The organism is Polaribacter litoreus (genome assembly GCF_054584775.1).
On record NZ_JBTLRD010000007.1, the window covers coordinates 42,629 to 58,198 of the forward strand.

Genomic DNA, 15,570 nt, shown 5'->3' on the forward strand with positions numbered 1-15,570 from the left:
AAACCCCGAAAACGAGTTAGAAGCTCTGCAATCGGGGTTTTTCATTTAATGTACTTTCACATAAAAAACAAGTTTTTCTACTATAAAAATCAACTAAAACCACTATCATTTATAGAAGTTACAAAATCATAAACCTCAAAAAATTATGATATGATTTTTAAAAAATGCAAAAAGTGGTAATTATCAAATTCTAAACAAATTGTTACGAATTCTCATTTGTTAATTTTTTAGATATTTAAATCCTTATTTTTGAGTTGTGCTTATAAACACCACTACTATGAAAACCAAACACATCCTTACTACTTTCGCTATTTTTGTATTGATTTTTGCTTGTAAAAAAGAAACAGTACAAACAGATAATATCTATAAATTTAAAGAATATATTAGTTATACAACTTCAGGAGTGGTTTCTATCACTGAGAGTATCAATATTAGTTTAGGAAAAGATGTGGAAGGCTGGGAGGCCAATCAAGAAATCACAGAAGATCTAATTTCCGTAAAACCTTATGTTGAAGGAAAAATAAAAGTAGTCAACAACCACGCTTTTATGTTTATTCCAGATGAAAATTTAAAAGTAGATACAGAGTACACTGTAAATGTAAAATTGGCAAATATTTATAAATCAATTCCTGATGAATTTAAAACATATACTTTCCAATTTAAAACCATCACTCCAAATTTTTCGATTCAAACAAAACCGTTACAATCGTATTCTAAAGAATATCAATATATAGAGGGGGAATTAAAATCTGCTGATGTTATTTCTTTAGAAAATGCTAAAAAAATGATGAATGCCTCTCAAAAAGGAATTCAAAAGAATATTGTTTGGAACGAATCTTATGAAGATGCAAAAGTTTTTGAATTCAAAATTGACAGCATTCAACGTTTTGAGGAGGATAGTAAATTAGTAGTAAAATGGAATGGTGATATCATAAATGCTGATAATAAAGGCGAAAATGAAATTTTAATTCCAGGTAAAAACAATTTTAAAGTGATTAGTGTTCACGTGGTAAATGCCAATGAACAATACATTTCTGTAAACTTTTCTGATGCCCTGAAAAAACAACAAAATATCAGAGGATTAGTTAATGTTCAGAACGTAAAAAATCCACGTTTTATCATCAACGGAAATCAACTAAAAGTATTTTCTGATGCTAAGTTTCAAGGGAATATTACTGTATCTGTTTTTCCAGGGATAAAAAACACCGATAATTATAGACTTAAAGAAAACGTTAAAGAGGTCATTACATTTCAGCAAAAGAAACCGCAAATTAGAGCTATTTCTAGTGGAACAATTTTACCAAATTCCAACGAATTAAAATACAATTTTGAGGCGATTAATGTAAAAGAGGTAACTGTACGAATTATCAAAATTTATGAAGAGAATGTATTGCAATTTTTACAAGAAAATAATATCAATAGTAATAATAGTTATGAGATTAAAAGGGTTGGTAGAAGAGTTGCAAAACAGCATATCACTTTAGTGGAAGATGCTGAAAATTATTATCAAAAGTGGAAAGCGTATAGCATAGATATTGCAAAAATGGTAGCTACAGAACCAGGAGCAATCTATAGAGTGGAGCTGAGTTTTAATAAAAATCAAACCCTATACAATTGTTCAGAAGAGAATTCAATATCAGAAAATTCTAACGATTTTGAAGATGAATATGACAATCTAAACGCAATAGAAGAGGAAGATGCAAGAGAAGAATTGTATTGGGATAACAAATTATATCGATATAAAAATTATAGATACAATTGGAGGCAAAGAGACAATCCTTGTAACGATGCGTATTATGATGAAGATAGAATGATCGCACAAAATTTGTTAGCTTCTAACTTGGGTATTATCGCTAAAAAAGGAACAAATAATGATTATTTCTTTGCCATTACCAACATTGTTAATACAAATACAGAAGAGGGTGCAACCGTAAAATTATATAATTTTCAGCAACAAGAAATCGCCTCAGGGAAAACAAATTCAGAAGGTATTCTAACGATTAATTCTACTAAAAATGCAGCTTTTGCAATCGCCTCAAAAGGAGAGAACAAAGGCTATATAAAATTGTTTGATGGGAATTCGCTTTCCCTAAGCAAGTTTGATGTTTCTGGTAGCAAAACTCAAAAAGGATTAAAGGGATATATCTATGGAGAACGTGGTGTTTGGAGACCTGGAGATGATATTCACTTGACGTTTTTATTGAATGATGCCGATAATAAACTACCTGAAAATCACCCTATAAAATTAGAAGTGACCAACCCAAGTGGAAAATTGATTTACAAAAAAGTAACTTCAGAAAACATTAATAATTTTTACAAATTTACGGTAACTACAAATCAAGAAGCACAAACTGGAAACTATCGTGCAAAAGTTTCTGTGGGAGGTGTAAAATTTTATAAAAATTTAAAAGTTGAAACTGTTAAGCCCAATAGACTTAAAATTAAAGTCGATTTTGACGATGAAATTCTTACTAGTGATGAAAAAATAAAAGGGACTTTAGATGTAAAATGGTTGCATGGCACACCAGCAAAAAATTTGAAGGCAGAAATTAAAGCAAAAGTTTCATCAACCAATTACAGTTTTAAAAAGTATAGAGATTACGTGTTTTCTGATCCTTCAAGAACCTTTTCAACAGAAGAAATCAACATTTTTGAAGGGAAATTAGACGAAAATGGAATTGCAAATGTAAGTAGTAATTTAAAGGTTGGGAAAAATGCTCCAGGAATGCTAAACGTACAATTCTTGGTAAGAGCTTTTGAAAATGGAGGTGATTTTTCCATAGATGCATTCACCAAAAAATACGCTCCGTTTACAAGTTTTGTAGGATTAAAATCTCCTGAAGGAAACAGATATGGCTCGTTTTTCACCAATGAAAATCAAACTTTTGATGTGGTTTCTGTGGATGAAAAAGGCAGCACAATGCCAAATAGAACGTTACAAGTTGAAGTGTATCAAATACGCTGGCGATGGTGGTGGAGTTCTTCTGATGATAATTTATCAAGATATACATCTAGCAGTTATCGCAATCGATACAAAACCCTAAAAGTAACCACAAATTCAAGCGGAAAAGGAAGCTTTAAACTCAATATTCCAGAAAGAGATAGAGGTCGTTTTTTAATAAGAGTGATTGATCAAAAAAGCGGACACGCTACTGGAAGAACCGCTTATTTTTACAGAAATTGGTGGCAAAACTCTACTTCTGGAGATAAAGAAGCTGCAAAAATGTTGGTCTTTTCTGCGGATAAAGAAAGGTATAATGTAGGCGAAACCGCTAAAATTACCTTTCCTTCTGGTGCGCAAGGACGGGCTTTAATCAGTATAGAAAATGGAACAAAAGTTTTAGAAACCAAATGGGTAGCAACACAAAAAAGAACGACTTCTGTAGAAATTCCGATTAACAAAAATATGACACCAAACGTGTTTGTAAATATTTCTTTATTACAACCACACCAAGTCACAGAAAATGATTTACCTATTCGTTTGTTTGGTGTAATTCCGATGTTGGTAGAAGATAAGAACACCAAATTAGCTCCTCAAATTTCAATGCCAGATGAATTGCAACCTGAAAAAGAATTCACGGTAAAAGTATCTGAAGAAAACGACAAACCAATGACCTATACTTTGGCAATTGTAGAAGAAGGTTTGTTAGATTTAACACGATTTAAAACACCAAATGCCTACCATACATTTTATGCAAGAGAAGCTTTGGGTGTAAAAACGTGGGATATTTTTGATGATGTAATTGGTGCTTATTCTGGAAGTGTAGATCAAGTATATGCCATTGGTGGAGATGGGAATTTAGCAAAAGGGAAAAATCAAAAAGCGAATCGTTTTAAACCTGTTGTGAAATTTTTAGGTCCATTTGAGTTAAAAGCAGGTAATACAAAATCACATAAAATCACCTTACCAAATTATATTGGTTCAGTAAGAACAATGGTTGTTGCTGGTGATGTAAATACGGAAGCTTTTGGTACTGCAGAAAAAGCAACGCCAGTTAAAAAACCGTTGATGGTTTTAGCTACGTTGCCAAGAAAATTATCACCAAAAGAAAAAGTGACCTTACCAATTTCTGTTTTTGCGATGGATAAGAAAGTGAACAATGTTACTGTTCAGGTGATCACTTCAGATGGAATTAAAGTAATTGGCAACAAAACACAAAATATCAATTTTGATAAACCAGATGAAAAAATGGTCTATTTTGAGTTGGATGTTTTAAACGGAAAAGGAATCAACACTGTTGAAATTATAGCAACTGGGTCAGGAGAAAAATCAACCTATAAAGTAGAGTTGGATGTAGTGAATCCAAACCCAATTACATCAAAAGTTATTGATGGCAATGTAGAGGCGAATCAGACTAAAGTGATCAACTTTAATACTTTTGGCGTCAAAGGTTCTAATTCAGCAATTTTAGAGTTATCTACCATTCCAAATATCAATTTTTCAGGAAGATTAGAATATTTAATTCAGTATCCACATGGCTGTGTAGAACAAACTACCTCTAGTGTTTTTCCTCAATTGTTTTTAACAGATTTATTCGATTTATCATCAACGAAGAAAACAAAAATCCAAAGAAATATAGAAAAAGGAATTGCACGTTTAGGGAATTTTCAGAAAGCCAATGGCGGTTTAAGTTATTGGTTAGGCGAAAGCTATATCAGTGATTGGGGTACAACGTATGCAGGTCATTTTATGCTTGAAGCAGAACGAAAAGGGTTCGTTTTGCCATTAACGTTTAAGAATAATTTTATAAAATATCAAAAAGAAGCTGCTAGAAATTGGCGACCATCTTACAACAGCTATTCAAGAGATTTAGCTCAGGCATACAGATTGTACACATTGGCTTTAGCTGGCAGCCCAGATTTATCTGCAATGAATCGTTTGCGAGAATTTACAAGCATTTCTAATGAAGCAAAATGGAGATTGGCAGCTACCTATGCTTTAGTGGGGCAAAAAGAAGCTGCGAATGAAATTACGAGCAAAGCCAACTTAAATTTCTCAGGATACAACTATTACAATTATGGTTCAGAAGCTAGAAATAGAGCGATGGCTTTAGAAACGATGTTATTAACCAATAGCAATGCAATAAAAGATGTTGCGAAAAGTATCGCAAAAGACTTGTCTAGTGATCAATGGATGAGCACACAATCTACAGCCTATAGTTTGTTAGCTATTGGTAAAATGGTAGTAAAAAATGGAGGAAAAGCCATCAACATAGATTTTACTCAAAAAGGGAATAATGAAGTTATTAAAACCTCAAGTTCAATGGTGCAAAGAAGTATTGATTTGAAAGAAGGAGCCAATTCCATCACTATAAAAAATAATGAAAACAATATTGTTTTTGCAAGAATTATCAATTCAGGGAAATTGCCTTTGGGTGATGAAATTTCAGAAAGTAGAGGTTTTACGGTATCAGTAAATTATAAAGATTTAAAAGGAAACAAAATTGACATCAATACCTTAAAACAAGGTCAAGATTTTGTCGCTAAAATAAATGTAAGCAATCCAAAAAATCAAGTTGTAAAAGATATTGCGTTAACCCAGATTTTTCCATCAGGTTGGGAAATTGTGAATACTCGTTTTACAGACTTTGGAACAACTGCAAAAAGTGAAGCACGTTATACAGATATTCGTGACGACCGAGTGAATTTCTATTTTGATATAAACGAAGGCAGAAGTTCAGCTGAAGTGAAAACGTTTACAGTGTTATTGAATGCAGCTTATTTGGGTAAATATTATTTGCCTGGAGTACAAGTTGAGGCAATGTATGATAATGATTATTTGGTAAGAACTCAAGGACGTTGGATTGAGGTTGTAAAGTAATTAGATAATCCTGCAAGGTCTCCAAGACCTAGTAGGTATAATTTAGAAACCCAAAAAGTGAAAAAGAATTGGTTATATAAACAAACCTACAAGGTTTTAAAAACCTTGCAGGAGAAACACAAAAAGAAAACAATTTTTGTTGTTATTCTGTTGATGTTCTATGCCTTTTGTTTGCCAAAAAAACTCTTTACAAAACCAACATCAACAGTAATTACCAGTAATAATGGCGAATTATTAGGGGCATTAATTGCAGATGATGGTCAATGGAGATTTCCACATAATGATACTGTTCCAGATAAATTTAAAACTTGTTTAATTCAGTTTGAAGACGAACATTTTTACAAACATCCGGGATTTAATCCTGTGTCAATGTTTAATGCTTTAAAACAAAACATAAAAGCTGGTAGGGTAGTAAGAGGTGGTAGTACAATTACGCAACAAGTTATCAGATTAAGTAGAAATGACAGACCAAGAACTTATTTTGAAAAACTCAAAGAACTCATTTTAGCCTCTAGATTAGAGTTTAGCGCAAGCAAAGAAGAAATATTGGCATTTTGGAGTAGTAATGCACCTTTTGGAGGAAATGTTGTGGGTTTAGATGCAGCTTCTTGGCGATTTTTCAATCGACAATCTTCAGATTTATCTTGGGCAGAAGCTGCAACATTAGCAGTTTTGCCTAACGCGCCTAAATTGATTTATCCAGGGAAAAATCAACAAAAATTATTAGCAAAAAGAAACCGTTTGTTAAAAAAGTTACTCACCAAAAAGGTTATTGATTCGCTTACCTATGAGTTATCTATTTTAGAAGATTTGCCTCAAAAACCTTATCCATTGCCGCAAATTGCTTCGCATTTGTTACAAAAAATAAATAAGGAGAAAAAAGGCGAATTCGTAAAAACTACGATTGATAAAAAACTGCAATATCAAACCAACGATATTGTACAACATCATTACAACCAATTGTCTAAAAACGGAATTCATAATATTGCAGTGTTGGTTTTAGATGTAAAAACAAGAAAAGTGATGAGTTATGTTGGGAACTCACCCACAACTATAAAGCATCAAAAAAGTGTTGATATTATTGATAAACCTAGAAGTACTGGTAGTGTTTTAAAACCGTTTTTATATGCTGCAATGTTAGATCAAGGAGAGTTGTTGGCCAATTCTTTGGTTACTGATGTACCCACAAATTATGGCAGTTATCAACCCGAAAATTTCGATAAAAAATATGCAGGTGCAGTTGCTGCGAAATTGGCATTATCCAGATCTTTAAATGTTCCTGCTGTTCGACTATTAAAGGATTTTGGTTTGGAAAAATTCCATCATTATTTGCAACAATTACATTTAAAGGATATTAAAAAAAGTCCCAGTCATTATGGGTTAACTTTGGCTTTAGGAGGTGCTGAAAGTAATTTGTGGGATTTATGCAAAAGCTATGCATCATTGGCATCCACAGTGAATCATTATACAGAAACGTCGAGTAGCTATTTTACCAATGAATTTGCAGAACCTACTTTTTATGCAAATACACCTATTGATTTTGGAGAAGAAACTCCTGAAAAAATCATTTTTGATGCAGCTTCCATTTACCTCACTTTTGAAAGTTTAAAAGAAGTAAACAGGCCTGATGTAGAACAAAATTGGGCCTTTTTTGATTCATCAAAACAAATTGCTTGGAAAACAGGTACAAGTTTTGGTTTTAGAGATGCTTGGGCAATTGGTGCTACTAAAAATTACGTGGTTGGAGTTTGGGTTGGTAATGCAGATGGAGAAGGCAGACCTGGTTTAGTTGGTGTACAAACTGCTGGGCCTATTTTGTTTGATATTTTTGATAAACTGCCAAATTCAGAGTGGTTTGAAAAGCCATTTGACGAAATGACTAAGGTTGACATTTGTACAAAAAGTGGTTACAGAGCTACTGATATTTGTGAGGAAACACATCAAGAATTTATTCAAAATGCAGGTTTACAAACAGCACCTTGCCCTTATCATATTGTGGTTAATGTTGATAAATCAGAAAATTATCAAGTAAATACTTCTTGCGAAAATATAGAAAAAATCCAACAAAAATCTTGGTTTGTATTGCCTCCATTGCAAGAATATTATTACAAGAAGCAACATCCATTTTATAAAACATTACCAAAGTTTAAAAATGATTGTTTGAGTGATGTAAAAAATGTGATGAAGTTTCTATATCCTACAGAAAAGAGTACAGTATTTTTACCTAAAGATTTTGATGGGAAACAGAATGAGCTCGTGTTAAAAGTAGCACATTCCAATCCTGATGCCATATTATACTGGTATGTAAACGAAACTTTTTTAGGAACTACAAAAGAAGTTCATAATTTTGCAATTACACCTCAAAGTGGAGCGTATACCTTTACTGTAGTCGATAATTTTGGCAATGAAATAAAGCAACAGGTTACCCTAAAAAATTGACTTTACAATCAAGTAAAGTAGCAACACTTTACCATGAAGTGTGTCTATAAAAAATTACAGGATTAGATTTTTCGTCATCTAATCCTGTTTTTAAAAATAGTTGAAAATTAGTTTGATTTAGCAAACTTCTTTTATCATTTATTTGATACACTAAGCCAATAAACAACTAATTATCAAATAAATACCTTATTAATTTCTTGTTAACCTAAAAATCTTACCTCCATGAGGCTCAATAGTAGAAGTTAATGTTTTATTAATGATTCCTAAATCTTTATGAGCCCATAAGTCTCTTACTTTAAAATCTCCTCTAAGACCTTCAGATTCTAAAGTAAAGTTTATGTTTTTCTTCTTTTCTGAAAGATTAAATAAACCTATAAAAGTATCTCCGTTTTTTGGGTCTTTGGCAATCCAAACTGCACGTCCATTGTGTTTTATTACCTGACGATTATCTGTACTATGTTGATTTACATAAAGGATTTCTTTGTTCTGTAAGAATTTAATAATATTATCAGGAGTAGAAAGCAAATCACCTCCCATCATTAATGGAGATTTTGCCATAGACCATAAACTCATTAAAGTATAATGCTCTGGTATGGTAAAATTAGACATGCGTTCTGTTCCATGAGGTCTATCATCTAAAGATAATTTACCAATAGGCAACATATCTCCATCTGGCCAATGGTTCTCTCCTATAAATGGAGACCAAGCGTTTAAAAGATCAAAATTATGTTCTAAAGATTCCCAGTTGTCCCAAAAATCTCCAGAAATACGCCACATATTAGCATTTTCAGTAAGATGTTTTGCTCTAGAAACTGGAGCTTCTCCACAAGATAAACTTAACACCATTGGTCTTCCACACTGATCGATAGCTTTACGCATCATCTCTATTTCTTCTTTATGATAAGGAGGAAACATGGTGTCATCCGCTTTTATAAAATCTACCCCCCAAGATGCATATAATTTAAAAATAGAGTTATAATACTCTTGCGCCCCTTCTTTACTAGCATCTACACCATACATGTGATTGCACCAACCACAGGTATCAAAAGGTTCTGCAATATTGTCTGCTGTGGTATTACAACCCATTATTGGAGTTTTATTAAAAGCTGCAACTCTATGAATTCCGCGCATAATATGAATTCCAAATTTCATCCCTTTGTTATGCACATAATCTGCAATAGGTTTAAAACCTGCACCATTTGCTGCTGAAGGAAATCTTTCTACAGAAGGCAATAATCTACCATATTCATCCATAGTAGTATATTCTGGGTGTAATGGGCTACCATCATCATTATATCTAATATTAGGATGCCCTTTACGTCTTGGAGTATCCCAGTTTCCTGGTTCTGGATGCCACCAAATGTAATCTATCACAGCATATTCCCATCCATATTCTAACAAATTCTCTGCCATATAATCAACAGTGGCTTTGAACTCTTTTTCGTTGATTCTACAATCATAGGCATCAAAACTGTTCCAACCCATAGGTGGTGTTTTTGCTACTATTGTTTTGGTTTCAGGTTGTTTATTTTCTGTTGACGCAACTTTTTCTTTACTTTTTTCTGCACATGCAAAAACAATAAGTAAACTAGCTAATACAATATATTTTAATGATTTCATTGATTGTTTTTTTGGTGATTAGAATTTAGTTTCAGCATTGGCATCAGTAGAAAATAATGATAGTAACTGATGTTCTGTATGTGCTTTTTTCATTTTTTCTGCTAATTCTTTTACTTTTTCAGGGTTTTGAGCAATTACATTGTTAGATTCGGATGGATCTTGAGCAATGTTATACAACTCTTCTACAACAGGTTTGTTTTGATCTCTTACGTTTAATTTTATATATTTCCAGTCTCCAACTCTAATAGCTTGCCTACCTCCTAACTCGTAAAAGGCCCAGTATAAATATTCATGTTCTTTTTGCTTTTCTTCTTCACCTATTAAGGTTGGTAAAAAAGAAACACCATCAACACCATCACTTGTATCTGCCCCCACAATATCTGCAAAAGTTGATAAGAAATCCCAAGTGGCAACTGGCCTGCTAGCTACAGAACCTGGTTTTACTTTTTTAGGCCATTTTACAATTAATGGCACTCGAATTCCTCCTTCATATAAATCTCTTTTGTCTCCTCTGTAAATTCCATTACTATCAAAGAATTTAGATTTATGACCACCTTCATTATGAGGGCCATTATCACTTACAAAAACAACAATGGTGTTGTCTGCAATACCTAATTCGTTAAGTTTCGTCTCTATTTCTGCAACACTATTATCTATAATAGAAATTGTTTTAGCAAACCCTTTTTCTGGATTTGGCCAATCTTTATCAGCAAATTCACCATAATTAGGAACTTCCATTCCATCACCTGTATAATAACCAGCCTCATTATTTGCATGAGGTATGTTTAAACAATAATATAAAAAGAAAGGATTGTCTTTATTTTTTTCTATGTAATTGAGCGCGTCTGCTTGCAATTTATCGACAGCATAGGTAACTTTTTCTTTAGCAACTCCTGTACCTTCTTTCATGTCTTTTGGATAATCATAAGACCAATCTGTAACATTACCATTTAACGTTTCTTTTACACCATTTCTATACAAAAATTCAGGATAAAAATTGTGTGCATGCCACATGTTTACATATCCATAAGCATGATCAAAACCATTTCTAGCAGGATCATTTGGTTCTGGGTGATTACCTACACCCCATTTACCAATTACTGCAGTATTGTATCCTTTTTTACCAAGCATCTCTGCAATTGTTTCTTCACTATCTTCTAACAGTTGACCTTCTGGACTGTTACCTCTTACAGAAGTATGCCCTGTATGTTTACCTGTTAACAAAGCGGCTCTTGAAGGAGCACAAACTGTAGAACCTGCATAATGCTGTGTAAATTTCATACCGTTTGCAGCTAGTTTGTCAATATTTGGAGTTTGTAACGTTTTTTGCCCATAACTACTTAAATCTCCATATCCCATATCATCTACTAAAATGAATACAATGTTTGGGTTTTTGTTGGTTTCTTTAGCAGCAGTTTTTTTAGTTTTTTCTTTACAACTTGTAAATACTAATAGGAAAATTACGATTGCTTTGTAAAAATGATTTTTCATGTTTTTATACCTAAAAATTTTGGTTCAAAAATATACACAGTTTATTCATTTGAGTTTCTTTTTTGTTCGTTATTGTTGCTCATTCATGTTAGAATCATATATATTGAATGAAAATTATTTTATTTTAATGTTTTTGGTAGTGTTTTTGTCTAAAATTAAAAAACTCTTTAGCGTTGCTTTTTTAGCTCCATTAATTACTATATTCTCAAATAATATATTTTCTATCGGATGAAATTCATCATGCCCCATAATTAAGCTTGGTATTTTTTGCTCTCCAAAGTAATGTATGTTTTTAAATGTAAAATCAGAAAGTTTACCTTTTTGTGGATTCCATTTGCCCCATCTATTAGGTCTTGTTACCAAATGAAATATACGCCATTTAGAATTATCAATAGTTATGTTTTTGATGACAAAATTACTGATATGAGCTTGCCCTCCATGAACAGCACAAAATACGGCTAAGTTTTCATTATCCCAATGATGTTCTACTCTAATAACTTCAATATTATCTACGTTGATATTACCAAAATCTTTACTGCCATTCCAACTAATCATAAAAGGAGCTCCGTTTTCTAATTGCCAAATTACGCAGTTTCTAACTTTTGTATTTGTACGATATAATTTAATAGCATCATCATTTACTTTAAAAAAACAGTTTTCTATTAAAGTATCTTCTCCAGCAGAAATTCCATCTGTACTAAACCACCACCCCATCATTTTTAGGTTATGTAAAAAGTGTTTTTTTCCACTTGTTGCAATCATATATCTTGGAGAGTGTATTATGGTTAAGCCTTCAATCTCAACATTATTAGCATCTCGAATTTGTATCATATGGTTGTGTGTGCGTGGTTCATAATCTTCGCCAGACAAAATTCCTCGTCCACTAATCTTAACGTTTTTAACATCTTTTGAAACGATTTGACCTTTTACATAAGCACCACCTTCAAGATAAATATGAGTGTTACTAGCTACTTTAAAGTTATCTCCAATTTCATGAAACCCAGCTTCAAAATAAACAACATTTTTATCTTCTTTTTTAGGGGTATTTTTCTCTAAAGGATTCGCAAAAATGAGCAAAGGATGTTCTATGAAAATTCCTTTTTCAAATTCAACCGAAAAATGACCCGGTTTTTTAATGCTAAAGCTAATTGTATTTTTATCGAGAATAGTAATAGCTATGTTAGAACTGCGAGGTAGAATTTGCGCAAAATCAATTTGTTTATATAAAACCGTTACCTTAACTGTAACTTCACCATCAAAAGAAAAATTAACCCAAGACGTAGATTTAGAGTTGTTTGTAGTATGCATTGCATTCATTCCGTACACAAAAGTTGGCTTTTTTACCGCATTTTGAGAAAGTTCAACTTTATAATATGGTGATTCAAAAATATAAGGATTATTGTCACTAATATTTGGTGCTGCTTTATAGGTTACAATTTGAGAATTGCTTACAGAAAACACAAAAAAACTGAGTATAACTAAAACGTTTTTAATCATTAAAATTAAGTTTTTGAGAGGTTCCTTTGGGGTTTATTACTGTTAATTGCTCTCCATTGATATTAACTGGATCTAAACATAAATAAGGTTCTGAATATTTTTCTGAACTATGATACGCATTAAAATAATTGCCATGAAATCCTTTAAAAATTTGATTGCTAAAAATAACTTGAGTAGGAGGCGCATATCCATTTTTTTCTGGATAGGTATTTTTTACTTTTAAATCTGCTTCAGCTTCTAAAAATGTATAAATTGGATTGTTTTTACTCCATTTCCAAGTTCCTAAAGGATGCTTTGCAGTCATATGAAAAACCTTTACTACATACCCACCATAAAACTGAGAAAATAACATATGATACACATCGTTTACTTTGGTTATCTGAGGTGCGTCTAAGTATTTATAATTTTTACCTAAAGTTTTTGGTCCTAATAGCTCTTTTGGTTTGCTTTTTAAAGTGGCAGATTCTAAATCTATTTCAGCAATAAAAATACGACCATCCATATCATAGGTTAAGAACACCTCGTTTTTGTTTACAACTGTTAAACTACCATGATTGCATTTTACAATTGGAGCTTTAGTATTTATTACTTTATATTCACCAAATAAACTGTTGCTTACAGCAATTCCAAAACCCGTTTTTTGATACGCATTTTCGGCATTATTTCTATTATTAAACGTAAAGTAGAATTTGTTGTTTATTTTTTTGATTTCTGGAGCAAACCAACCATCATAGTACCAAGCATTTTTAGGAACACTATTTATATCAATAATTTGATGTTTCTCTCTCCAATCTTTTACGTTTTTAGATTGATATAAAACAGGTCCTTCAAATTTTTTAAATGGATTTTTATACACTGTACCTACTAGAAAATAATCATTCTTTTCAGAAAAAATGAATACGTCTTTTATACCGTAAGAATTTATCTCAGATCTGATGGGGTTTGACCATTCTAATATTTTCTGAGAGCTATCCTTTTCTACAACTTTGCAACTGTAGCAGCAAAACAGGAAACCTAAAATAAATTTAGCTAGTTTTTTTATCATCTAAAAATCTTTATAACAAAGAACCAGTTTTTACATATTATACTTTTGTTCTGTAATACTTTGTATTTGCTGTTTTGGGTATTTTTAAAGATTTTGTTCCAAAATAGCCAATTTAAAAACCATAAAAACAATTTGAAGTAGTATTTCAAGTGTAATTTTGATTGTTTTAAAATTAATGATCTTGAAAACAAAAATTTTCTTTTTACTAGTTATAGGTTCTATTTTTTTTGGATTTAGTCAAAACAATTCTAAACCTAATATTTTATGGATTTATGTTGAGGATTTAAACCCAGTTTTAAGTAGTTATGGTGAAACCATTAACCCAACACCAAATATTGATAAACTAGCAAAAAATGGTGTGCTTTTTAAAAAAGCATTTACACCTGCTCCTGTTTGTTCTGCAGCACGTTCTGCAATAATTACAGCAACAATGGCAACTACTTATGGTACACATAATCATCATTCTTCAAGAACGGTAGAAGACGCTATTTTTTTGCCTAAAGGTGTAAAAACCATTCCAGAACTTTTTAAAGAAAACGGGTATCATACTTTTAATCATGGTAAAGACGATTACAATTTTATTTACAACAGAAAAGATTTGTTTAATGATGAAATTAGTTTAGATTTCTGGTACACTTTTGCTGGATCTGGAGATTGGTTAGCACCACTTTCTAAAAACAAACCTTTTTTTGGGCAAATTCAGTTAAATGGTGGCAAACATGGTTTGGTGCAAACGTATAAATCCATCAAAAATAAAATTACTCCCATTGATAGAAAATTGGTAAAATTACCTCCTTATTATCCCAATTTACCCTCAGTTCATGAAGATTTTGCAAGACATTATGATGCTGCCAGATATACAGATATAGAAGTTTCAGAGATTATAAATCAACTAAAAAACAAAGGTTTATTAAACAATACCTATGTTTTTTTCTTTACAGATCATGGTTATAAAGGTATTAGACACAAGCAATTTTTATACGATGGTGGTACACACATCCCATTAATAGTGGCTTATTTTGGTGAAAATTCTCAAATTCAAAAAAATGAAATTCGAGAAGATTTAGTGTCTGGTATTGATATTGGAACAACATCTTTAACACTGGCAAACATTAAAATTCCAGAAAATATGGAAGGTAAAAACATGTTTGATGCTAATTTTAAAAGAGATTATGTAATAACCACTAGAGATAGATGCGATTTTTCTATTGATAGAATTAGAGCTGTAAGAACAGACAAGTTTAAATATATTAAAAATTATATGCCTCATCGTTCTTACACGCAACCTGCATATAGAGATAGAAGAGCAGAATTTGTGGATATAAAAAAGGCTTTTGAAGCAGGTAACTTAACCACGGTTCAAGCTAAATATTGGTTACCAACTAAACCTGAAGAGGAATTGTATGATTTGGAAAACGATCCTCATGAAATTAACAATCTAGCTGATCATAAAAACTATAAAAAAGTATTAAAAAAGCATAGACAATTACTAGAAAACTGGTCTAAAACTTATGGTGATAAAGGAGCAGAACCTCAAAACAAATATTCTCTAAAATTTATTTACGATAGATGGGGAGAACGTTGTGTAAATGAAGAATACGATGCTATTAAAAACCTAAGAATTAAAAACACACCCAAAAGGAACTTAAAAAAATAA

7 protein-coding genes are annotated in these 15,570 nt (G+C 31.9%); 3 read left to right on the forward strand and 4 right to left on the reverse strand.

What is annotated here, in order from left to right; genetic code table 11:
* Window positions 1-277 precede the first annotated feature (277 nt).
* Window positions 278-5,821, forward strand: coding sequence for an alpha-2-macroglobulin family protein (locus tag ACW9UN_RS07725; protein WP_459485477.1), 5,544 nt, complete (start codon window positions 278-280; stop codon window positions 5,819-5,821).
* Window positions 5,822-5,878: 57 nt separating this feature from the next.
* Complete coding sequence (pbpC, locus tag ACW9UN_RS07730; protein WP_459485479.1) at window positions 5,879-8,260, forward strand: penicillin-binding protein 1C; 2,382 nt, start codon at window positions 5,879-5,881, stop codon at window positions 8,258-8,260.
* 189 nt (window positions 8,261-8,449) lie between these two features.
* Here the strand turns inward: pbpC and ACW9UN_RS07735 are convergent, their stop codons facing one another.
* From ACW9UN_RS07735 to ACW9UN_RS07750, 4 genes are all read right to left on the reverse strand, one after another.
* Window positions 8,450-9,880, reverse strand: a complete 1,431-nt coding sequence (locus ACW9UN_RS07735; protein WP_459485481.1) for a glycoside hydrolase family 27 protein — start codon at window positions 9,878-9,880, stop codon at window positions 8,450-8,452.
* Window positions 9,881-9,898: 18 nt separating this feature from the next.
* Window positions 9,899-11,371 (reverse strand): arylsulfatase, encoded by a 1,473-nt coding sequence (locus ACW9UN_RS07740; protein ID WP_459485483.1) that lies wholly within the window; start codon window positions 11,369-11,371, stop codon window positions 9,899-9,901.
* 114 nt (window positions 11,372-11,485) lie between these two features.
* Entirely contained in the window at window positions 11,486-12,868 is a 1,383-nt protein-coding gene (locus tag ACW9UN_RS07745) for a glycoside hydrolase family protein (RefSeq protein WP_459485484.1), read from the reverse strand.
* Window positions 12,861-13,913 (reverse strand): family 43 glycosylhydrolase, encoded by a 1,053-nt coding sequence (locus tag ACW9UN_RS07750; RefSeq protein ID WP_459485486.1) that lies wholly within the window; start codon window positions 13,911-13,913, stop codon window positions 12,861-12,863. The genes ACW9UN_RS07745 and ACW9UN_RS07750 overlap by 8 nt, the downstream gene beginning before the upstream one ends.
* Before the next feature lie 181 nt (window positions 13,914-14,094).
* Between ACW9UN_RS07750 and ACW9UN_RS07755 the strand changes: the two genes are divergently transcribed.
* The gene (locus ACW9UN_RS07755) at window positions 14,095-15,570 is read left to right on the forward strand and encodes a sulfatase family protein (RefSeq protein ID WP_459485489.1); all 1,476 of its coding nucleotides are present in this window, start codon (window positions 14,095-14,097) and stop codon (window positions 15,568-15,570) included.